This window comes from Hymenobacter terrestris, from assembly GCF_013377905.1.
GTDB lineage: Bacteria > Bacteroidota > Bacteroidia > Cytophagales > Hymenobacteraceae > Hymenobacter > Hymenobacter terrestris.
This window is the reverse complement of record NZ_JABKAV010000059.1, coordinates 1-20596: the sequence shown is the minus strand read 5'-3', so window position 1 is coordinate 20596 and position 20596 is coordinate 1. Positions and strand designations below refer to the sequence as shown.

Genomic DNA, 20596 nt, shown 5'->3' with positions numbered 1-20596 from the left:
CGGCGGCCTACTCGGCGGAAGCACACGGTAGCCAGCACGCCCTGCATAGCCGCTTTGGCCGCCCACACCGCCAGCGCCACGCCCGGCCCCGCCATCACAGCCAGGGACGCCAGCACCAGGTAAAACGAGCCGTACAGCGCCAGACACGCCTGCAGCCAGCCCGGCAGCTGCTCCACGCCCCGCATCCAACGCCGCCGCTGGTGCAGCAGCCCGCGCCACGTGTACATCGGCAGCGACTCGGCCAGCACCTCGGGCCGGAACAGGTTGCGGTAGCCGAAGCCCCGCGCCCGCACCGCCTTGAACAGCTCGAAATCTTCGGTGACCGAAAACGGCAGCGCCTCGTAGCCGCCGGTGGCCGCGTAGGCTTGGCGGCTGATGAGCATGTTGTTGCCCATGGCCGTCACGGGCTGGCCCAAATCGGTAACTACCTGCACCAGCCCCAACGACAACAGCCAGTCGAGTCCCTGCAAGCGGTGAAACAGCCGCGGGCCCGTTACCAGCGTCAGGCCCGTTACGATGCCCACGTTCGGCCCGGTCCAGGCCAGCAGCCCGCGCAGCCAGCTGGTCGGCACGGCAATATCGGCGTCGGTAATGAAGAAGAAATCGGAAGTAGCCACCCGCGCCAGCTGGGCCAGCACGTTGGCCTTGCCCCGCGCAGAGCCGAGGTTTTCCCGGATATCGAGCACCCGAAAAGTGCCCGTATAGTCCCGCATGGCGGCCTCGGCCACGGCGGCGGTGGCGTCCGTCGAGCCATCGTTACCCAGCAGCACTTCCACCAGTTCCGGCGGGTAATCGAGCTTGCGAATAGCCGCCAGACAGCGCGCAATAGCCGCTTCCTCATCCCGGGCCGCGATAAGAATGCTCACCTGAGGCTGCCCCTCCCCTACCACCGGAGCCGCTACCAGCCGCCGCCCCAGCACCCAGGCCGAAACTGCCAGCAGCGCAAACCAGCCAATAAAGTAGAGGGAGAACAGCATTATTTAGAAGTGAGAGGTGAGATATGATAGGGAATGTCATTCAGAGCGTAGCGAAGAATCTCGCGTGCATTCGTTGAGAAGCGGTTACAACGTCAACACGCGAGATTCTTCGCTGCGCTCTGAATGACGTTCTTTCTCACCTCTAACAACCTCACAGCGCTGCGAACTGATAGCCGGCTTCGGCGCAGTAATCTAGGTAGCGGGGAAGCACGTAGCGCAGGTTGCGGGCGGCTTTCTGGCTGTCGTGGAAGACGATGATGCTGCCGGGGCGGGTGAGGCGGATGCTGGTGCGCAGGCAGGCTTCGGGGGCGTAGTCGGGGTCGTAGTCGCAGGTGAGTAGGTCCCACATGATGAGTTGGTGCGTGGGGTGCAGGGCCTGGGCCAGCGGGCGGGTGATGCGACCGTAGGGCGGGCGCAGCAGCGGCCGGACCTCGGGAGTTACGGCGGGTTGCAGGGCGTCGAGCAACTGCTGGCAGCGGGCTACATCGGTCAGATACCCGGGGCGCGGGTGGCGCCAGCCGCTGAGGTGGCGGTGGGTGTGGTTGCCCAGGCGGTGGCCGGCCGCCAGCACCTGCTGGGCCACGTCGGGGTGGCGCTCTAGGTTCTCACCCACGCAGAAAAACGTGGCCCGCGCATCGTAGCGCGCCAGTTGCTCCAGCACAAAGGGCGTCTGCTCCGGGATAGGACCGTCGTCAAACGTCAGGTAAAGCGTGGGCGGATCGGTGGCGGGCATTTCCCAGATACACTCCGGAAACAACCGCCGCACCAGCCCCGGCATTCGGTGTAAGTGCAAGTTGGCTTTAGGTTGGGGTGAAGGAGTGATGGAGGAAGGCGCAAAACTACGAACGTCATGCCTCATCTGGCGTCCGCGCAGCAGCCCGTTCAATTTCCTGCCATAGCTGCCGGGCGCTTTCAGCCCACGAAAACCGCGTGCCGTTGCGGAAACCGGCCGCTATCAGCTCCTGCCGGTACTCTTCCGATTCCTCTACCAGCACCAGCCCGGCGGTAATAGACTCTACCGAAAACGGGTCGACCAGACAGGCGGCACCCAGGCCGGCTACTTCGGGCAGCGAGCTGCAGTTGGTGGTAATGACGGGCGAGCCGCAGGCCTGGGCCTCGATAACGGGAATTCCGAAGCCCTCGAAGTAGGGCACGTAGCAGGTGGCGCGGGCGGCGGCGTACAATTGCACCAGTTCCTCGTCGGTTACGCGGCCCGTGAGATGCACGGCGGCGCGGTGCTGCAACTCCCGGTACACCTCGAAAATGGGACCTGCCTGCCAGGCCGTGCGGCCCACCACCAGCAGCTTGGCCGGAGAGCCGGTGGCCGTTTTAAATGCGTCGAAGGCCCGCAGCAAATTCTGCAGATTTTTGCGCGGCTGCAGCGCCCCCACGAACAGGTAATATGGGTGGCCCGCCGCGTACCGCTCGCGCGTGGCCCGCTGCACCGACTCGGGCTGGGGCCGGAACCGGGCATCCACGGCGTTGTACACCACGGTTATTTTGTCGGGCGCAATGCCATAGCGGGCCACCACGTCCTGCTTGGTAGCCTCCGACACTGCCACCAGCCGCGCCGAAGCCCGGGCGAAACGGGGCGTGAAGTAGCGGTAGTAGGCCCGCACCAAGCGGTTCACATCCTGCGGGAAATGTTCGAAAGCCAAGTCGTGCAGCACCGTAACGCGGGGCACGCGAGTACGCAACGTGGTGTAGCCGTCAGGGCTCAGAAAAACGGCCGGGCGGTGGCGGGCCAGCCAGCGGGCCACTGCGCCCTCGAACCAGGCCAGCCACAGCAACGGATGCCGCGTCGGCGGCCTCAGTACATGCGGCACCACATTCGGCCCCAGCAAATACCGTTCGTCAAACGGTCTATCAAACAAAAAATGAAACGTGTGCTCCGGCTGCTGCCGCACCAGCTCACGCAAGGTTTCCAGCGTAAAGCGCCCGATACCCTCCAGCTTGTCGCCAGGCAGCAGAAAACGGACGTTCACAGCAATATCCATAATTAGGTCTGGGGAGGCTTAGATAGCGAGCGGTAAGGTGCGCAGCTAAGCCCCGCATCTTACCCGTTCCTATGATTCGACTGTCCGAATGAACACGAAATTATCGGAGTCCTGGCCGGATTGGGCCAGGTAGGCATCTAGGTCGGCGCAGGGTACGGGCCGGCCGGCGGCGCTGAGCGTGTGGGCCGCGTAGCCGCATTCGGCCAGCAGTGCGGCGGCGTGGCGGTGACTGGCGTTGTGGCGCACCGGGCTCAGGTACTCCATCACCACCAAGGGCGGATGCCCAGCCGCAGCAAGCTCCGACAGGACCTGTTGGGCGCCGGCAATTACTTTGTCCTCGGCTCCTTCCACGTCAATTTTGATGATGCGCGGCCGTAGTCTGGTTTCGCGCAACACCTCACTCAGGGGCACGGCCGGCACCTGAATCTTCACCGGCGGAAACTCCTTGAACCACTTTTCGCCCTCAAACTGGCTCACATCCATGGAATTGAACTCGTTGAAGAGCACCGGAAACTCGTAGAACGAAACGACTTCGGGTTGGTCGGATACGGCCTGGTGGCAGGCCTGCACCTGGGGCAGCGCGGCCACGTTGGCGGCCAGCACGGCGTAGGTGCTGGCCGAGGCCTCGTAGGCCCGCACCCGCCCGGTGGGCCCCACCAGCCGGGCCGCCAGCAGCGCGAAATAGCCGAAGTGCGCGCCCACGTCCACAAAATCGTCGCCGGGGCGCAGGGTTTCCAGCAGCAGCCGGGCCAGCCGGATTTCCGAGTCGTGGGTTTTGCCGCCGGTCAGGTACAGGTCGGTTCCGGCGGGCAGCACCACCTGCATGGGCACGCCAAAAAAGGTATCCACCTGCTTGAAAACGCCCCGCCGGGTGCGGGCATACACCAGCTGCCGGAAGCCAATGGCGTAAATATATTTGGCCGGCGCGTGCAGCAGGCGGTGCCAGCGGGTGCTGGCGGCTAGCTTTTCGACGTGCGCCAGCTGGCGAAGAAGGGAAGACATGCGACAGGAAAGGGGAACGGGGCGGCCGCCCGGCTGGGGGCGCGCCGGGCAAATATCGGCGGTTTGGCGGAAGATGCCGTGCGGCGGTGCTTATTTGCCGGCCCGCAGCTGGCGCAGCTCGCGCGGGTGCAGCAGCCCCAGGCCCAACACCAGCCCCCCAAACAGTAGGCCGGCCACCGCCGTTTCGAGCCACCAGCTCAGGCCCAGCTGCTGCAGCCCGTACCAGCCGGCGCACAGCGCGGCCAGCACGGCCAGCAGCCGCCCCAGCAGCGCCCAGGGCACCGCCACTTCGGCCCGCCGGTGCGTCAGCCACAGGTAGCAAACCGACACGAACACGGCGCAGGCCAGCGTGTTCCAGGCGGCGGCCACAGCCCCGAAGCGCGGCAGCAGCAGCAGGTTCAGGCCCACGTTCAGCACTACGCTCGCTCCCACCAGCTTGCTGACGGCCCCCACAAAGCGGGTGCTGTTGAGCAGCGAGGCGTAAAGGGCGAAAAACGAATGCACTAGCACGTTGAGAAACAGGATTTTCAGGCACCAGCTCATGCGGGCAATTTCAGCGGCCGAGCTGTTTTGAAACTGCCAGAACAGCACCTCGCCCCGAAACAGCACGAATGCGCACACGAACAGCATAGGCACCGTCACCACCCGCTGCCCGAACCACAGCAGCTGCTGCTGCTCGGCGGGCTGGTGCTGGGCGGCGGCAAAGCGAGCAAAAAACAGCGGCAGCACCGTCCAGATGTACATCATCAGGGCGTCGGCCCAACGGTAGGCGCCGGCGTAGTAGCCCGCCTCGGTGGGCGAGGCCAGCCGTTCCAGCATCACCATATCCACCCGCTCGTTCACGCCATACAGCAGCGTGATGATGGCAAACGGGGCCGCCTCGCGCAGCAGGGTGCGCACCTGCGGCCACTGCCAGCGGCTGCGCACTCGGCCCACAAAGTGCCGCATCAGCCCGTAAAACACAGCCGTAGTGAGCACCACGGCCACGGCCCGCACGCCCACGTAGCGCTCCAGCGTGACCCCCAGCGGCAGTAGCGCCAGCACCAAGCCTACCAGCAGCACCTTTTCGAGCACCGAGAGCAGGGCATCGGTATTGAAGTGCTGCCGGGCCTGCAGCGTGCCGCGCAGAAACAGCCCGTACTGCGTGAGGGCCAGGCTGCCCCCGATAACGGCCAGCAGCGCCAGCTCGTGGCCCCGGTAGCCTACCAGCCAGCCTAGGCCCACCATGGCGGCCAGCGCCAGGCCGGTCAGGCCCGCGCGCAGGGGCATCAGGACTGGAAAGGTGTCGGCGAAAAAGCCCGGTTCGCCGGCCAGGCGCTTCACGCTGTAGTGCGTCAGGCCGAGGTCGGAAAACGTGGCCAGCACCAGCGTGAGCGATGAGAGGGCCGTGAACAGGCCGAATGCGGCGTGGCCCACACGGTCCTGCACCAGGTTTTCGAGCAGCACCCAGCCGGGCTTTACCAGCACGTTGAGCAGCACGACGAGGCTGATATTTCCGAGAAATCGTTTGATGTGAGCAGCGGCTAAAAGCGCGGGCAAACTGCCCGGCCGGGCCGCCCAAGCGGGCGAGCCGGCGCAAAACTACGCAAAAAGCCGGCCCCTCAAGGTGGCTTGCAGGGCTGCCTTGCGGCGGCCGGGAAGTGCATTTTCCCCTTACCTTTGCCAACGGCTGCTTTTACCCTCTCTTCCTTTAAACGCCGCAGCCGCCGCTTCATTCCTATGTCAGCACCCTATTCCTTGCTTGGGCTGTGGCCTATTATTCGTCGGTGGAGAAATCTGGTACTTATTGCGGTAGGCCTAGCGGGCATAATCAGTGCCGGCGTGGCGTTGCTTATGCCTAATGTTTACAAGTCAACGGCCGTTTTCTTCCCCACCGACCCCCAGACCACTGACCCCGACCGACTGGTGGAAGGCGGCAAGCTGGAGCTGGGCGGCCGCAGCGAAGACCTCGACCGCGTTATCACCATTGGCCAGTCGCAGCCGGTGGCCGAGCTGCTCATTCGCGAATTCAACCTCTACAAGCACTACAAAGTAGGCAACCCCGGCGACGATGTGGCCGAAAACGCGGTGCTCAACGAGTTCAGCTCCAACCTGCGCATTGTACACAATGAGCGCGACGCCATCGAGCTGACGTTCCAGGACACCGACAAGCAGCTGGCGGCTAACGTGGCCAACCGTCTGGTAGAGGTGATTGACTCCATCAACCAGCAGCTTACCCTCGAAAACCGCCGCGGCGTGCTGGGCCTTTACAAAACCCGCTACGATTTCCTGAATACCGAGTTTGAGCGCACCCGCCAGCAAGTGGTGCAGGCCCGCCGCCGCTACGGTATTTACGGCCTCGAACAACAGGGCCGCTACATGGCCCGCGAGGTAGTAGAGCTGGAAAGCGGCCTGCGCGAAGCCGAGGGCAGCGGCAACAGCAACCGGGCCGCCGGCCTGCGCCGCGCCCTGAGCGCCCTCACGGCCCCCGACGGCCAGAACCTCATCAACCTCGACCGCTACGTGCAGGGTGCCGACTCGCTGAACCTGTTTACGGCCCGCCTCATCAACTTGCAGGACCGCCTAGTGAAAGCCCAGAGCGAGTACGAAACCGCCGACCTCACGCTACGGGCCAGGATTTCTTCGCTCTACCTGGTGCAGAAAGCCTACCCCGCTACCCGCAAAAGCCAGCCCATTCGCTGGCTGATTGTGGTGGGCTCAATGCTGCTCACGCTGGCCGCATCCATCGTCGTGATTACGCTGCTGGAGCTGTTTCAGCGCACCCAACGCCGGCTGGCCGTCGGCGAGGGCCTATGATGACACTGCCGCCGCGCCTGATGCAGTGGCTGCCCCAGGACCCGGCCAAGCAGGTATTTGTGGGCCTTATAGGCCTGCTGCTGGCGGGCGGGGCAGCCGCGCTGCTGCTGGCGTCGCCCCTGCCGCTGCTGCCGGTGATAGCCGGCCTGGGGCTGCTGCTGCTACTTATCGAGTGGCGGCTGCTGTACTTCCTGTTTTTCCTGACGCTGCCCTTCTCGCGCGAAATTGCGGTAGGCGGTAGTCTCAGCCTCGATGTGCCCTCCGAGCCGCTGATGATCCTACTGACTGGCTGCGTGGGGGCCAGCCTGCTGATGCGGCGGCACCGCCTGCCGGCCCGCGAACTGACGCACCCCCTACTCCTCATTCTGGCCCTTACGCTACTATGGTCCGTAGTGTCGGCCTTTTTCTCGGTTGATAGTACCAAGTCGATCAAGTACCTGCTGGCCAAGGGCTGGTACCTGACGCCTTTTGTGCTGGGCACGCTGTTGCTGCTGCGCCGCCCCGCCCATATCTGGCGGGTGGCGGGCCTGTACACGGCAGGTGCCATCGTTACCGTTTTGGTCGTTCTGGCCAAGCACGGCAGCCGGGGTTTTGCTTTTGAGGAGACACAGTGGGCCGTGCACGATTTTTACCGCAACCACGTAACCTACGCCACGGTGCTGGCGCTGCTGCTACCCTTCGCGCTGTATGCCAGCCGCCGGGCCGGGGGCGTGGCGCGGCTGGCCTGGCGGGCAGCGCTGGGGCTGATGCTGATAGGGCTGCTCCTCTCCTACACCCGGGCCTCGGTGCTGAGTTTGCCGGTGGCCGCACTGTTTTATTGGGTGATGCGGCTGCGCCAGACGCGCCTGCTGCTGGCGGGCGCGCTGGTAGCGGCGCTGGCCGGAGCCGGCTATTTCATGAGCCAGAACAACTACATGCTCTACGCCCCCGATTTCGAGAAAACCGTGTTCAACGGCGAAAACTTCGGCAAGCACCTGGAGGCTACCTACAAGCTCGAAGACGTGTCGGGTATGGAACGGGTGTACCGCTGGGTGGCGGCGGCGCGCATGGCCGCCGACAAGCCCCTGGTAGGCAGCGGCCCCAACACCTTCTACCCCGAATACCAGCGTTACACAGTGCGCAGCTTCCGCACCTACGTGAGCGACAACCCCGAAAAATCAACCACCCACAACTACTTTCTGCTGCTGATGGCCGAGCAGGGTTTCCCCGGCATGCTGCTGTTTATTACGCTGGTCGGAGCGGCACTAATCACCATTGAAACCCTTTACCACCGCACTACGCCCGGCTCCGAATACCGCGCCGTGCTGCTAACCTGCGGCCTGAGCTTCGTCATTATCGTGTTCCATCTGCTACTCAATGAGCTGGTGGAAGTAGACAAAATCGGCTCGTTCTTCTTCATCAACCTGGCTATGCTGGTGCGCATTGGCACCTGGGTGCGGGAAGAGAAGCTAGAAGTGAGAAGTGCCCCTGAAGCCTGACCAAAAAGACCGTCATTCAGAGCGAAGCGAAGAATCTCGCCTGAGTACATTAAACGGCAATCAGCCAATGTACTCAGGCGAGATTCTTCGCTTCGCTCTGAATGACGGTTTTCTAACCTTTGCCCAACACCACCTACTTAAACCGGCAGCTCAGAATGGTTACGTCGTCGGCGAAACCGGTGCCGGCCTGGTCGAAGGCGGTGATTTCGCGCAGCAGCTCGGCGTGCATGGTGGCCAGCGGGGCGTAGCGATTGTAGCGCAACACGCGCAGCACGCCATCTTCGCCAAACTCGTTCTGCTCGGCGTCGAACACTTCGGTCAGGCCATCGGTGTAGGCCAGCAGCAGGCTGTGGGGCGGCACCACGAGGTGGCCTACGTTCAGCATGGGTAGCTCCTCCATCACGCCCAGCATAATGGTGCCTTCCTTAAGCGGCTGGCTGGCACTGCCGTCGTCGAGTAGCAGCAGCGGGTCGTTATGGCCGGCATTTACGTACTGCAGCTCGCGGGTGGCGCGGTCGTAGAGGCCGAAAAAGACGGTGATAAACTTGTCGCCGCCGGCGTTGCGGAAAATGAGGTGGTTGAGCTCGTGTACTACCGTGGCCAGTTCGGCCCCCTGGCGCAGCAGCGTGCGCAGGCCGGCCTGGAAGTTGGACATCAGCAGCGAGGCCGCCACCCCCTTGCCCGACACATCGGCTACGCAGAGCAGCAGGCGGCCCCCGTCGAGCTCCACCACGTCGTAGTAGTCGCCGCCCACGGCCGTGTGGGGCACGTAGCTGGCATGCACGGCTACGTGGGCATCGTTGGGCAGGCGCTGCGGAAACAGCATAGTCTGCACCTCGCGGGCAATTTCAATTTCCTTGCGCATGGCCGCCGAGGCTACCCGCTGCCGCACCAGCCGACGGTTCTCAATGGCCCCCACCAAAATATTGCTCAGCGTCTGCAGAAACTTAAGCGCCTCTTCGCCGGCGTAGTCCTCGTGGGCGTTGCCGATAAACACATAGGCCAGCACCTGACCGTTGCTGCCCACCGGAATTACCACTTCGAGATTGGCCCATACCGGCTCCAGCCCCGCAATTTCATCCAGCCGGCACGAAGCCATGGTGCAGGCATCGGTAATCCGTTGCGGTAGCTCTACCTGCCGGAAATCGACCTGCCCGGTCCCGAAATAGGTCATACACTGCCACTGGCCTTCTTCCAGCACGTACAGCACCAGCCGGCGGATGTTGAGCTGGCCAAGCAGTGTGAACTGGAAAATCCGGTAGAGGGCGGTTTCGGTGTGGTCCTGGTTGATGGCCTGGGTGATTTCCAGCAGCGCCCCCAACTCCCGCTCTTTCAGGAACAACTTTTTTTCAGGAGTAGTATTGGGCATAGCGAAGGTAAGGCAGGGAGGTGGCGTGAAGGATAGGCAGGCGGGAAAGCCTGGGTTGGGAGGCAAAATAGCCATTTGAAATTCGGGCGGGCCGGTGGCGCAGTTGTCGGCTCCCACTTGCGCCACCAAGGCTGCCAACGTACCTACGTTAGCGGCGTTTTGGGGTCGTAGGCGTCGCGCAGGCCGTTGCCGAGCAGGTTGAAGCTGAGTACCAGCAGGCTGATGGCCAGGCCGGGCAGCAGCGTGAGCCACAGGCCGGCGCGGGTGCCCAGCAACTGGAAGCCTTCATTTACCATCAGGCCCCACGACGGCGCCGGCGGCTGCACGCCCAAACCTAAGAAACTCAGGCCAGCTTCGAGCAGAATGGCCGACGCAAAATTACTCGTGGCCAGCACAATCAGCGGGCCGGTCATGTTGGGCAGCAGGTGGTGGGCAATCAGGCGGCTTTGGGGCAGGCCCAGTACCCGGCCGGCTTCCACAAAGGTGGCCGAGCGCAGACTCAGCATCTGCCCCCGCACCACGCGGGCCACATCTACCCACATGGTCAGGCCCACAGCCACAAACGAGGTCCAGACGCCCTTGCTGTCGAGGGCCAGCGAAATGGCAATCACCAGCATGATGCCCGGAATGCTCCACACCACCGTCATCAAACCCAGCAGCAGCGAGTCGAGCCAGCCTCCCACGTAGCCGGCCACGGCCCCCACCAGCATGCCCAGCAGCACCGAAATCAGCACCGCCACCAGCCCAATTCCCAGGCTGATGCGGGTGCCCAGCAGCAGCCGGCTCAGCTCGTCGCGGCCGGCCTTGTCGGTGCCCAGCCAGTAGGTGCGCTCGATGATGTTCTGGCGGGCCAGCGGGGCCAGTTCGGCAGCCGAACCGCTGCGGCCGGTCACGGCGCTCAGCGCGTAGGCCTGGCGCTGGTCGGCCAGGGCCGAGTGGTTTTGGTAAGGCTGGGTGATGAGCGAGTCGCCCACAATTTGGTAGCTGCCGATGGCCACCTCGCGGAAGCGCGGGGCACGGCCCTGCCACCAGGTGCGCAGCGGGTTATCGGCCGCGTCGCGCACCGCATCGGGCCGGGGCAGGCGCAGGATGGTGGCCGAGAAGCCGGGGGCCTCTTTTTGCAGCTGCACCAGGCCATTGTTGGCCGAGGGCGAGTTGTCGGGCAGCACCCAGTAGCCCAGTACGGCCACCAGCGTACAGAGCACAATGAAACCCAGCCCGAGCATGGCCGGCAGGTTGCGCAGCAAACGCTGACGCACGTAGTAGCCCGGCGAGCGGGCCGGCGGCGGCGCGGCCACGGCAGCGACGGAAGCGGGCATCAGCGCGTGTTGTGTTGCAGCAGGCCTTCTTTGGAAGCCAGAAACTGGCAGTCGCCCACTAGGGCCCCGAACGAGCTTTCCTCATAGGCCAGCTCCGTGTCGGGGTCGGGCCAGAAGCTGCGCACGTAGCCTACGTCCATCAGGCGGCGCAGGGTTTCCACGAGCTCGGGGCGCGGCAGGCCAGTTTTTTTCAGCAGTTCGGCGAAGGGCGTGACGAAGTACAGCTCGTCGAGAACATCAAATTCGGCATCGGTCACGGCAGGAAGGGCGGATTGTGAGGCATAAAGGTAAATGTTCGGCCGGGGTTTCTGGCAGAAGTTAGTGGAGGAATGCGCGGGGTGCTTCAGTTGATTGCTGAAACCACGTATCTGACCTCCTGCGACTCCACATAGTCTAAAATCTGGCTAATTTCCTCATTCGAAAGATTGTAGGAGGGCATTTGCTGCTTGTCGTACTGCTCGTATATTTTCAGGGCGTATTCGTCGCCGCTGGCAATCAGCTTGCTGGAGTTTTTCACCCAGGCATGCAGCCACTTTTCCGGCCGCCGCTTGCGCACCCCGGCCAGCGCGGGGCCGACCACCACATCAACAATACCGTGGCACTGGGCGCAGTTGCCTTTGAACAGAGTTTCGCCGAATACAGCTGAAGCGAGCTGTGTTTCTGAAAGATTTGTGGCATTAATCGAAGGGGACCCAGCAGCGGGAGCCATTTCAATTACATCATTGCCACATGACAGTGGCTGCGTCTTTTCTAGAAATTGTGTTCCAGACAATTCTCCAGCCAGCAGCATCAAACAGCCGCCAATAGCCGCGGCCACCACCGCCAAGCTGGCGGGCATCACGATTTCCAGCAGGTTCTTATTCATCTCGACAGATAGATTGGAACACCGCAGAAAGTACGCTCCCAAACGCCGCAATAGCAAGCAATTTTTGGGGTTTGATGCCATGCAACTAGCGCCCTACCCCGCCCTCCTCCCCTTCCACTCGTAGCCGCCGCGCAGGCCCGCCAGGCCCACCAGCAGGGCGTAGGGCGCGTAGGCCAGTTGCAGCAGCGGCACGTAGGCCAGCCAGCGGCGGCGGCCTAGGAAACCCAGCACCGGAGCCAGAAACCAGCAGTCGGCGGCCAGCTTGAGGCTCAGGCCGGCCGCGGCCCCAGGTAACAGCGCGGGCTGCCAAACCGATGCCACCAGCCCGGCCATTGGCGCTAGGTTGGCCAGTAGCACCAGCACCGCCAGCCGTTGCGAAGGCAGGTGCCGGTAGTGCCGCCACTTACTGGCCCAGCGCACCCGTTGCCGCAGCAGGGCCGCCAGCGTGGGCGGCCCTGCTGTGCGCACCAGCGCCGCCGTGTGCTTGAGAAATTGAATGCTACCCGGAAACGCTGCGTGCAGCTTGTGAAGCAGGAACTCATCGTCGCCGCTGGGCAGGTGAGCGTTGCCCGCGTAGCCGGCCACCGCCGCAAAGGCGGTGCGGCGGTAGGCCAGGTTGGCACCGTTGCACATGGTAGGCGTGCCGGCCGCAATGCCCGCCGCGCCGGTGCCCACCAGCCCCGCAAACTCCAGTCCCGACAGGCCCTGCAGCAGCGTACTTGGCCCCGTCAGCAGCACCGGCCCACTCACGAAATGAACATCCGGGCCGGTTACATCGAGCAGGGCGGCGTAGGCCCGCAGCCAGTCGGGGCCCACGCGGCAGTCAGCATCGGTGCACACTATCCAAGAGGCGCGGGCGTGTTGCAGGGCCGCCTGCAGAGCCGCTTTCTTGCCCATTCCGACTTCCGCAGTTTCAGCCAGTCGCACCATTTGCAGGCGGAAAGCAGTTGTTTGAGCTGCCGCCGCCAGCAGTGCCGCCGTGTCGTCGGTCGAGTGGTCATCGGTAATGATGACTTCGAACTGGTCGGCCGGCAGGAGCTGGCGGCTCAGGTCGGCGAGCAGCCGTGGCAGGTTGGCGGCTTCGTTGCGGGCGGCCACGAGTACCGAGAAGCGCGGCGCGACGGTAGGTTCGGGCGTGGCAACAGGTTCAGACGAAACGGGCAGCGGCAGCAGCTCGGGCGCCGGTAGCTGCTGCCAAGCGCGGCGTAGCCGCATCATTTGCCCCGCGTACAGCGCTGGAAACGCCAGCAGCAACAGGCCCCACGCGCTGCTCATTTGGTGGGTTGGATGACTTCGGCAGTAGCCGGAACTGCTGCCGAAACTGGTGTGCCCCCCGTAGCCGGGCCGGCCTGGCGCTTACGCAGCACTTTCAGGCGGAGCACGAAAATCAGCCCCACGGCGCTAGGCACAGCAATATTGAGTACCCACAAACTCAGGCTGGCACTCAGCACCGGCAGCGCCGGCTGGCCCAGCAGCCCGAACAAATGCGTGGCCGACAACTCGCGTACGCCCACATCGGCCAGCGCATTGAGCGAGGGCACCAGCGATTTGAGCAGAAACGTGCCCGCCACGGCCGCCGCCGCCGGGCCCACGGCCGTGTGCACCCCGTAGGCCAGCAGCAGCAGCCCAAATTGCGCCCCGAATACCAGGTAGCGCAGGCACGAAATCAGCAGCACATCAGTCAGCAGCCGGGCCGGGTAGGTGGGCATTACGGCCAGGTAGCGGCTGAAACGACGTAGCGGCTTAATGGCCTGCACGGCCGCCACCAGCAGTTCGGAATGGTAGAGCGGCAGCAGCACCGCTAGGTTGATGACTAGTGTGAGTACCACCAGCCCGATTTGCGCGGCCGGGTAGCCGTTCAGGTAGAAGCGCAATCCAAAATACAGCAGCCCCAGCGTGCCAGCCATTACGGTGGCCACCAACTGGCAGTAGCGCCCCAGAAACACGGCCCCCAGCGCATCCAGCCGGCGGCTTTTCAGCTCCATGATGCGGCCGGCGTAGTCGCCCATGCGGTTGGGCGTAACGAAGCCCAGCGTGAGGCCCACCAGCACCGCCCGGAAGCTGCGCCGAAACGAAACGGGCTCCAGGTGCCGGGCAAGTCGCCACCATTTCCAGCTTTCGAGGCCCCAGTTGAGCGGCACCAGCAGCAGCGCCAGCAGCACCGGCCCGCGCCCCTGCCCCCCGAGGCTACGGGCAAGCAGCCCTCGCCACGCGGCGGCCGTGGCCTCGTTGCCCACCAGCGAGTGCCAGAGCAAACCCAGCGTAAGCAGCGTAATGCCCAGCTTGGCCGCTACCACCCAGCCCCCCCACCGGGCCGGCGCCGGGCGGGCCGGCATGCGGGGTTCGGGGGTTTGGACGTAGCTTTGGGGTGGCGATGAGGGCAAAATGGCGGCGGGTTGCGTAATTTCGGCAAGTTAGCTTATCAGAGCCGCAAGCTTCAAGTTGTAAGCTTGGTGTAGCTTCTTTAGTAGCATCGACTCTTTTCTCTTTGCTCAGTCCCAACATCCCAAAAAGGCTACCAAACTTAAAGCTTGCAACCTGTAGCTTGACGCTTGCAGCTTAACAAAACCATGATTCTTCCCCTCGCTTCTTCTTCCGAACTGCTACCCAAGGTGATTATGGGCGTCGACCCCGGCACGTCCATCATGGGCTACGCCGTGATTGAGGTACGGGGCCAGAAGGTAACAGTGCTCTGCTACGACGTTATCGATATGCAGAAGCTGGGCACCAACCATGCCCTCAAGCTCAAGCGCATTTTCGAGCGGATGCTGGAGCTGATTGACGAGTACCTGCCCGATGAACTGGCCATTGAGGCCCCGTTTTTCGGCGTGAACGTGCAGAGTATGCTCAAGCTGGGCCGGGCCCAGGGCATGGCCATTGCTGCCTGCCTTTCGCGCCAGATTCCGTACGTGGAGTACGCGCCCACCAAAGTGAAGCAGGCCGTAACGGGCTCGGGCAGCGCCACCAAGGAGCAGGTGGCCCACATGCTGCGCCAGACCCTCACGCTGCCCCCCATTGCCGAAGCCAGCAAGTTCCTCGACGCCACCGACGCGCTGGGTGTTGCCCTGTGCCACCACTACCAAAAGGGCAACAACGTGAAGGCTGGCGGCAAAAGCTGGGGCAAGTTCCTGGCCGATAACCCCGCCAAACTAGCCGCCCCGGTAGCCGGCAAGAAGCTAGCCGCGGCTAGGAAAAAGCCAGCAGCGTAGATCAACCTACCAGCCGCAGACTATATAATATCGGATTATATGCGCGGTGTCAGTTCCTTTCTGTTGCTCTTGTTCTGCATAAGTGCGGTGGGCAACGCGGTAGTGGCCAGCGTCTTTTGCCTGTGCTCGCACGAGTCAATTCAGCGAATGGTTCAGCAGGATGGCTTGCTGCTTATTTTCGGCAAAAGGTGGATCAGCTTTTCTATCTTCGGTGCGGTGCTGGCCGCGGGTGTTGCCCTGTTGCAGTTATTTGTCACTCTATTCAACAACCACAATTTGGGTAAAACCAAACGGATTTTTTTGCTGGCACTGGCGCTGCAACTGGTGGCTGCTTTCGTTGGAAGTCTACTGTTCACTTACTCTATCACGTAAATTTTCACCTGTCATTATCCTTATGCTCCGCCGCCCTATCCGTTCCACCTCCCTGAAAGCCGTGGGTTACGACCCGGCCACCCAGACATTGGAAATTGAGTACCGCCACGGCGGGCTGGTGCGCTACACCGGCGTACCTGAAGAGTTGTACCAAGCCCTGCTGCGGGTGCCGGGTAAGGCGCTGTTTGTGGAGCAGGTGGTGGAGCGCGGCGGCTTCGGACGCGAGCAGCTGCGGGGGTAACGGGCGCAGCTGCTCATCGGTCCTATTTACACTTCGCCCAGCTCGATTTCGCCCTTGAGGTAGGTGACGGCGTGGCCGCTCATCAGTACCCGGTCGCCGCGCAGCTCGCACCACAGGTCGCCGCCGCGGGCCGATACCTGGCGGGCGTGGAGACTGGTTTTACCCAGCCGCTCGGCCCAGTAAGGCACCAGCGTGGTGTGGGCCGAGCCGGTTACCGGGTCTTCGGGCACGCCCACCCGAGGGCCGAAAAAGCGCGATACAAAATCGATTTCGCCCGAGCCGGGGGCGGTGGCAATAACGCCGCGAAACTCCACCTCGGCCAGCCGGGCCTGGTTGGGGCGCAGGGCCCTCACTTCAGCCTCCGAGGCAAACACGCACACCAGATCGGGGCCGGCCAGCAGGGCCAGCGGGGTGGCCCCCAAGCCATCCACCAGACCGTCGGGATGACGGGGCAGCGGTTTTGGCGGGCGGGCTGGGAAGTCGAGCGTCAGCATGCCATTTTCGGCCCTGCTTACACGCAACGGGCCGCTTTTCGAGTGGAATACGATTTCAGACTGCTGAAAATTGAGGTGGCGGTAGAGCACGTGGGCCGAGGCCAGCGTGGCGTGCCCGCATAGTTCCACCTCCACGGTGGGCGTAAACCAACGAATTTCATACTGGTGCTCCTCGCCGGATTTGGGCACGAAGAAGGCCGTTTCGGCCAGGTTATTTTCGGCGGCAATGGCCAGCATGGTTGCTTCGGGCAGCCACTCGGTTAGGGGGCACACGGCGGCAGGGTTGCCGGCGAAAGGGCGGTCGGAGAAGGCATCGACCTGATAAAGGGGCAGCAGCATAGCAGAGGGGCAGAATGAAACAAGGGCCGCCGCAGTTCGGCGTTTTAGCGAAACTACGGTTTCGGCGGCTATTGCGCTCCGTTCTGCCACCCTCGGGCTGGTAGCACCAGCGCATTTCCAGGTATTGCCTCAAGCCGCCCGCTCATTACCCGCACCGCCACCCCGCTTTCTTCTCACAGATTATCCTCCACCAGATCGCCCCCGATTATCACCTGCTGCACCGGGTTTTCGCCCAGCCAGTAAGGGATTTCGGGCAGGGAGGCCACATTCAGCACCAAAACGTCGGCGCGGAGGCCGGGCGCGAGGCTGCCGCACTCCTGCTGCTGGCCAATAGCCCAGGCGGCGTTGCGCGTTACGGCGGCCACGGCTTCGGCGGGTGTCAGGCCCATTTTCAGGCAGCCCATGCTCAGGGCCAGCCACAGGTTTTTGCTGGGGCAGGAGCCGGGGTTGAAATCGGTGCTGAGCGCCACCGGCAGGCCCGCATCAATAAACGCGCGGCCCGGCGCGTACTGCTCCAGGCGCAGGAACAGCGGCACCAGCGGTAGCAGCACCGCCACCGTGTGCCCCTGCGTGGCAGCAGCAATGCGGGCCGCCGCCTCGGCCGAGAGGTAATCGGCGTGGTCGAGGCTGACGGCGCCAAGTTCGGCGGCCATTTCGCAGCCGCCCAGCTCGTGTAGCTGCTCGGCATGGATTTTCAGCCCGAAGTCCATCTTGCGGGCCGCGGTCAGAAACGCGCGCGATTCGTCCACGCTGAAGGCGCCCTGCTCGCAGAAAATGTCCACGAACGGCACCTCGGCCGGGTCGAGTTGGGGCAGCACCTCGTTCACGAGCATAGTCAGGTAATCGACAGGGCGGCCGGCATACTCGGGGCCGGGTACGTGGGCTCCCAGGAAGGTGGGCACCACCCGCACGGGCTGGCGGCGGCCGGCCTCGCGGGCCACGCGCAGCAGCCGCAGCTCGGTTTCGGCGTCGAGGCCGTAGCCGCTCTTGGCTTCGAGCGTGGTAACGCCGTAGCGCCTAAAATCGGCCAAGTGATGCAGGGCGGAGGCCAGCAGTTCGGCTTCGGAAGTGGCGCGGGTGGCGCGCACGGTGCTCAGAATACCGCCGCCGCCAGCCAGAATATCGAGGTACGATTCGCCCCGCAGCTTACGCTCGAACTCGACCGCCCGCTGGCCGCTGAACACGAGGTGCGTGTGGCATTCCACCAGCCCGGGCATCACTACCCGGCCATGTGCCTCGATTATGCGGGTGGCAGGCGTCAGCTGGCTTTCATCGAGTTCCGTCATTCGGCCCACCGCCGCAATCCGACTTCCCTCGCAAGCCACGTAGCCATCGGCAATGATATGCCAGTTGGCTTGGTCGGGGCCGGCCAGCGGGTGGGTGGCGGGTGGTCCGGTCAGCGTGAGGAGCTGGCCACAGTGGCGGATAAGCAGGGTGTAGGGCATGGCATCAGCGGGAGAATCGGTTAGGTAAAGATGCATATGAGAGCCATAAGTGCCTGCAAGGCCGGTAATAGCAATAACAACCCGACTTAGGCTGTAGCGCAAAGCTCCGGCTTCGCGCTACAGTACCTTTGTTTAAGTTTTAACCAGGCACGTCGCAGGTAAAATAATGTATCCCAAAGTGAGATTCAGCCGTATGCAAATCTTAAAACATTGACATGTAACTAGTTATTTTACTATATTACATATACCCCCGCACTGCACCTTTCTTCCTTTCCCATTATGAAACAACTTCTCCTTTTCTGGCTGGCCTCGGCACTTGCGCTACAGGCGCAGGCGCAGCTCCCTACCAACAGCTACGCCGTATCCACTCCCTGCCCAAGCAGCCTTAACCAGCCTTCCGAGCTGTCCAAAATCAATACCGACGGGTCGATTACTCCCATCGGCGTAGTTAACGAAGCAGGTACCGGCATTGTGGTGAATGGCTTAGGCTATAATGACAACAACCGGGTTGCGCTGTATGCTATGCGTGTGGTTGCGCCTACTGTAGAATCCATTCAGGAGGGTACTCCTCCCGACTTATTCCGCATCGACCTGACAACGGCCGTGGCCACCAACGTAGGCCCGATGACGCCGCCCCCCACGCCTACCACGGGCCTGACCCCGGCCTCCGGCGCTGGTAGAACTGCCCGCGACTATCGGCAGACCCTGAATTTTGTGGGCGACAGCAACCCTAGCGGCACCTATTACCTCGGGGGAGTTACGTTTCGCATCTCCGCTTTGTTTTTTGGCGACTTACCGTTTCCGGGTACGGCCACCGTTACCGATGTGCGTTTATACGTGGGCACCACCAGCCTACCGGTTGTCCCTGCGCCCGTGGCAGCACCCACTTGGCGACAGTTAGATGCTTCCGACCCTGCTACTGCGGCCATTATCGAAACATACAGAGCCCAGATACAGGCTTACATTAATTCCGGGCTTTCTACTCCGGTGCCCGAAGGAGGTATTCAGGATTGGGTGTACGACAAGCCCAGCGGCAATCTGGTAAGCTATATCGGACAGTCGGGCCAATACCTGACCATTACCAACCCCGCTACTGCGCCGGTGGCCGTCACCACCACGCCCACCGTCCCGCTGCCGCCACTCCCCCCGGGCACCACCGATAACAATATTGGTTCAATGTTTTCCGACCAGTTCAGCAACGTATATGTGGTGCGGGCCGGGAGTGGAGAGATATTTCGGGTGGATAACGTAACCGGTAACTATGAGAACCGCTCGTTCGGCTCGGCGCTGGGCTGCAACCGGGGCGACGCTGTGAGCTTCCCGGATGCCCTGCCCCTGCCCGTTACGCTCACCCGCTTTGATGCTACGGCCACAGGCCCAACTGTGCGTCTGACTTGGGCCACGACCTTCGAGGAGCGGGCCAGCCACTTCGAAGTAGAGCGTAGTGCCACTGCTACCGCCTGGAACACCGTGGCGCGGGTGGCGGCCGGCAACCAAGCCACCGGCCAACAATACGCAGCCACCGATGCCCGCCCCTTGCCCGGCACGGCCTATTACCGGCTGGCCATGCACGACCGCGACGGTACCGTTAGCTACTCCAGCGTTCGGACAGTGCGTAGTGCGGCCACTACGGCAGTTTACCCCAACCCCGTGCGCAATGCGGCGCAAGTGCTGCTGCCAATGCCTGGCCAAAGCGCCACGCTGGAGCTGGTTTCGGCCCGGGGAGCGGTAGTCCGACGGCTCACGGCTCCGGCCGGAGTAGCTTCTGTTGAGGTACCAATGGCCGATTTGCCCGCCGGCTTTTACCTGTTGCGCGTGCAGCAGGCCGGCGCTACCAGTACCACTCGCCTGATACTGGAAAAGTAGCAGCGTGCCTTTTCCATCAACTGGCAGTTCTTTCGCTACCCCGATGCGCCCTTGCTGCGTATCGGGGTATTTGCTTTTGTATGGCTGATTTGCCACCCATTGCCATTGATGCGCCCCTGATTATGACGCTGCTCCTCGACGAGGAGGCCCAGCAGCATTTCGACCAGTTGCGCACGGCGCACTTTCCGCCGGCGCGCAACTACCTACGGGCCCACGTTACGCTTTTCCACCATTTGCCTGGAGCCGATTACGCCAACATCGCCCAGCAGCTGCAGGCTGTGGCGGCCACTACCCCGCCCCTGCCACTTCGTGTTGCGGGCGTGCTGTTTCTGGGCCAGGGTGTGGCGTACTCCCTCGAAAACGACCAGTTGCGCCAGCTTCACCGCGAGCTACAGACTCGTTGGGCCGCCACGCTCCGCCCCCAGGATCTACAGCCCCTGCGGCCCCACATCACGGTGCAGAATAAGGTAGCGCCCGCCGTGGCCCGCGCCCTGTACGAGCAGTTTTCCGCCGATTTCGAGCCTTACAATAGTACCGGCACCGGCCTGGCCCTGTGGGCCTACCGCGGCGGCCCTTGGGAAGCCCTGGCCCAATTTCCGTTTGAGGGCAAAGGATGAATTGGACGTATTAGAAGCTTAGCCATGAAGCCACCAAGCGCGGTCAGGCTGAGTTTGCTGCCTTCGTAGCACGACGTAGGGGCGGGGCTTGCCCCCACCCGCCGCCGGGACGGTAACGCCGGGAATCGTTTAACGGCGGGGGGCGGGGGGCGGCGCCCCGCCCCCTATCCCCCCCCCCATGCAGCTGGCGCGCTACATGCTTATCCCCTT

Annotated in this window: 20 protein-coding genes; 7 read left to right on the top strand and 13 right to left on the bottom strand. The window is 63.2% G+C overall.

What is annotated here, in order from left to right:
- The 5 genes from HW556_RS14890 to HW556_RS14870 form a co-directional block, all read right to left on the bottom strand.
- Positions 1–977: glycosyltransferase (locus tag HW556_RS14890; protein ID WP_176900907.1), on the bottom strand; the 977-nt coding region annotated here is incomplete at its 3' end.
- 151 nt (positions 978–1128) lie between these two features.
- Positions 1129–1770 (bottom strand): polysaccharide deacetylase family protein, encoded by a 642-nt coding sequence (locus HW556_RS14885; protein ID WP_317170538.1) that lies wholly within the window; start codon positions 1768–1770, stop codon positions 1129–1131.
- Positions 1771–1825: 55 nt separating this feature from the next.
- The gene (locus HW556_RS14880) at positions 1826–2974 is read right to left on the bottom strand and encodes a glycosyltransferase family 4 protein (RefSeq protein WP_176900905.1); all 1149 of its coding nucleotides are present in this window, start codon (positions 2972–2974) and stop codon (positions 1826–1828) included.
- 69 nt (positions 2975–3043) lie between these two features.
- On the bottom strand, positions 3044–3976 hold the full coding sequence (locus tag HW556_RS14875; protein ID WP_176900903.1) for an FkbM family methyltransferase: 933 nt from the start codon (positions 3974–3976) through the stop codon (positions 3044–3046).
- A 90-nt stretch (positions 3977–4066) separates the two neighbouring features.
- Positions 4067–5515 carry an oligosaccharide flippase family protein gene (locus tag HW556_RS14870; protein ID WP_176900901.1) on the bottom strand — a complete coding sequence of 483 codons (1449 nt, stop codon included), beginning with the start codon at positions 5513–5515 and terminating at the stop codon, positions 4067–4069.
- Between the two features lie 294 nt (positions 5516–5809).
- Here HW556_RS14870 and HW556_RS14865 point away from each other — a divergent pair, with 294 nt between their 5' ends.
- Together HW556_RS14865 and HW556_RS14860 are read left to right on the top strand one after the other, a co-directional pair.
- The gene (locus tag HW556_RS14865; RefSeq protein WP_176900899.1) at positions 5810–6772 is read left to right on the top strand and encodes a GumC domain-containing protein; all 963 of its coding nucleotides are present in this window, start codon (positions 5810–5812) and stop codon (positions 6770–6772) included.
- Positions 6769–8250, top strand: a complete 1482-nt coding sequence (locus HW556_RS14860; RefSeq protein ID WP_176900897.1) for an O-antigen ligase family protein — start codon at positions 6769–6771, stop codon at positions 8248–8250. Before HW556_RS14865 ends, HW556_RS14860 begins: the two co-directional genes overlap by 4 nt.
- Positions 8251–8383: 133 nt before the next feature.
- On the opposite strand, the gene HW556_RS14855 is transcribed toward HW556_RS14860, so the two are convergent.
- The 6 genes from HW556_RS14855 to HW556_RS14830 form a co-directional block, all read right to left on the bottom strand.
- A complete protein-coding gene (locus HW556_RS14855; protein ID WP_176900895.1) occupies positions 8384–9619 on the bottom strand; it encodes a PP2C family protein-serine/threonine phosphatase in 1236 nt (411 codons plus the stop codon).
- A 143-nt stretch (positions 9620–9762) separates the two neighbouring features.
- Positions 9763–10938 (bottom strand): ABC transporter permease, encoded by a 1176-nt coding sequence (locus HW556_RS14850; RefSeq protein ID WP_176900893.1) that lies wholly within the window; start codon positions 10936–10938, stop codon positions 9763–9765.
- Complete coding sequence (locus HW556_RS14845; RefSeq protein WP_088463397.1) at positions 10938–11195, bottom strand: MarR family transcriptional regulator; 258 nt, start codon at positions 11193–11195, stop codon at positions 10938–10940. Before HW556_RS14845 ends, HW556_RS14850 begins: the two co-directional genes overlap by 1 nt.
- A gap of 86 nt (positions 11196–11281) precedes the next feature.
- A complete protein-coding gene (locus HW556_RS14840) occupies positions 11282–11803 on the bottom strand; it encodes a c-type cytochrome (protein ID WP_246289668.1) in 522 nt (173 codons plus the stop codon).
- 93 nt (positions 11804–11896) lie between these two features.
- The gene (locus HW556_RS14835; RefSeq protein ID WP_176900892.1) at positions 11897–13078 is read right to left on the bottom strand and encodes a glycosyltransferase; all 1182 of its coding nucleotides are present in this window, start codon (positions 13076–13078) and stop codon (positions 11897–11899) included.
- Positions 13075–14139: a lysylphosphatidylglycerol synthase transmembrane domain-containing protein gene (locus HW556_RS14830; protein WP_176900890.1), complete on the bottom strand. Its 1065-nt coding sequence runs from the start codon at positions 14137–14139 to the stop codon at positions 13075–13077. Before HW556_RS14830 ends, HW556_RS14835 begins: the two co-directional genes overlap by 4 nt.
- 234 nt (positions 14140–14373) lie before the next feature.
- Between HW556_RS14830 and ruvC the strand changes: the two genes are divergently transcribed.
- The 3 genes from ruvC to HW556_RS14815 all read left to right on the top strand — a co-directional run bounded on the left by ruvC (position 14374) and on the right by HW556_RS14815 (position 15625).
- Positions 14374–15012 carry a crossover junction endodeoxyribonuclease RuvC gene (gene ruvC, locus HW556_RS14825; RefSeq protein ID WP_176900889.1) on the top strand — a complete coding sequence of 213 codons (639 nt, stop codon included), beginning with the start codon at positions 14374–14376 and terminating at the stop codon, positions 15010–15012.
- Between the two features lie 147 nt (positions 15013–15159).
- Positions 15160–15384 (top strand): hypothetical protein, encoded by a 225-nt coding sequence (locus HW556_RS14820; RefSeq protein ID WP_176900887.1) that lies wholly within the window; start codon positions 15160–15162, stop codon positions 15382–15384.
- Between the two features lie 22 nt (positions 15385–15406).
- The gene (locus HW556_RS14815) at positions 15407–15625 is read left to right on the top strand and encodes a KTSC domain-containing protein (protein ID WP_176900885.1); all 219 of its coding nucleotides are present in this window, start codon (positions 15407–15409) and stop codon (positions 15623–15625) included.
- Positions 15626–15651: 26 nt separating this feature from the next.
- Here HW556_RS14815 and HW556_RS14810 read toward each other — a convergent pair whose 3' ends face one another.
- Both HW556_RS14810 and hutI read right to left on the bottom strand, forming a co-directional pair.
- Positions 15652–16458 (bottom strand): PhzF family phenazine biosynthesis protein, encoded by an 807-nt coding sequence (locus HW556_RS14810; protein WP_176900883.1) that lies wholly within the window; start codon positions 16456–16458, stop codon positions 15652–15654.
- Positions 16459–16631: 173 nt separating this feature from the next.
- A complete protein-coding gene (gene hutI / locus HW556_RS14805) occupies positions 16632–17939 on the bottom strand; it encodes an imidazolonepropionase (protein ID WP_176900881.1) in 1308 nt (435 codons plus the stop codon).
- 243 nt (positions 17940–18182) lie between these two features.
- Here hutI and HW556_RS14800 point away from each other — a divergent pair, with 243 nt between their 5' ends.
- Together HW556_RS14800 and HW556_RS14795 are read left to right on the top strand one after the other, a co-directional pair.
- Entirely contained in the window at positions 18183–19769 is a 1587-nt protein-coding gene (locus HW556_RS14800; protein ID WP_176900880.1) for a T9SS type A sorting domain-containing protein, read from the top strand.
- Between the two features lie 80 nt (positions 19770–19849).
- Positions 19850–20386, top strand: coding sequence for a 2'-5' RNA ligase family protein (locus HW556_RS14795; protein ID WP_176900879.1), 537 nt, complete (start codon positions 19850–19852; stop codon positions 20384–20386).
- Positions 20387–20596: the final 210 nt, after the last annotated feature.

What these genes read in the sequence shown, in the direction of transcription:
- HW556_RS14880 (WP_176900905.1), bottom strand. Translation starts at nt 2,974, where the DNA reads ATGGATATTGCTGTGAACGTCCGTTTTCTGCTGCCTGGCGACAAGCTG.
- HW556_RS14875 (WP_176900903.1), bottom strand. Translation starts at nt 3,976, where the DNA reads ATGTCTTCCCTTCTTCGCCAGCTGGCGCACGTCGAAAAGCTAGCCGCC.
- HW556_RS14865 (WP_176900899.1), top strand. Translation starts at nt 5,810, where the DNA reads ATGCCTAATGTTTACAAGTCAACGGCCGTTTTCTTCCCCACCGACCCC.
- HW556_RS14860 (WP_176900897.1), top strand. Translation starts at nt 6,769, where the DNA reads ATGATGACACTGCCGCCGCGCCTGATGCAGTGGCTGCCCCAGGACCCG.
- HW556_RS14855 (WP_176900895.1), bottom strand. Translation starts at nt 9,619, where the DNA reads ATGCCCAATACTACTCCTGAAAAAAAGTTGTTCCTGAAAGAGCGGGAG.
- HW556_RS14850 (WP_176900893.1), bottom strand. Translation starts at nt 10,938, where the DNA reads ATGCCCGCTTCCGTCGCTGCCGTGGCCGCGCCGCCGCCGGCCCGCTCG.
- HW556_RS14840 (WP_246289668.1), bottom strand. Translation starts at nt 11,803, where the DNA reads ATGAATAAGAACCTGCTGGAAATCGTGATGCCCGCCAGCTTGGCGGTG.
- HW556_RS14835 (WP_176900892.1), bottom strand. Translation starts at nt 13,078, where the DNA reads ATGAGCAGCGCGTGGGGCCTGTTGCTGCTGGCGTTTCCAGCGCTGTAC.
- HW556_RS14830 (WP_176900890.1), bottom strand. Translation starts at nt 14,139, where the DNA reads ATGCCGGCCCGCCCGGCGCCGGCCCGGTGGGGGGGCTGGGTGGTAGCG.
- ruvC (WP_176900889.1), top strand. Translation starts at nt 14,374, where the DNA reads ATGATTCTTCCCCTCGCTTCTTCTTCCGAACTGCTACCCAAGGTGATT.
- HW556_RS14820 (WP_176900887.1), top strand. Translation starts at nt 15,160, where the DNA reads ATGGTTCAGCAGGATGGCTTGCTGCTTATTTTCGGCAAAAGGTGGATC.
- HW556_RS14815 (WP_176900885.1), top strand. Translation starts at nt 15,407, where the DNA reads ATGCTCCGCCGCCCTATCCGTTCCACCTCCCTGAAAGCCGTGGGTTAC.
- HW556_RS14810 (WP_176900883.1), bottom strand. Translation starts at nt 16,458, where the DNA reads ATGCTGCTGCCCCTTTATCAGGTCGATGCCTTCTCCGACCGCCCTTTC.
- hutI (WP_176900881.1), bottom strand. Translation starts at nt 17,939, where the DNA reads ATGCATCTTTACCTAACCGATTCTCCCGCTGATGCCATGCCCTACACC.
- HW556_RS14800 (WP_176900880.1), top strand. Translation starts at nt 18,183, where the DNA reads ATGAAACAACTTCTCCTTTTCTGGCTGGCCTCGGCACTTGCGCTACAG.
- HW556_RS14795 (WP_176900879.1), top strand. Translation starts at nt 19,850, where the DNA reads ATGGCTGATTTGCCACCCATTGCCATTGATGCGCCCCTGATTATGACG.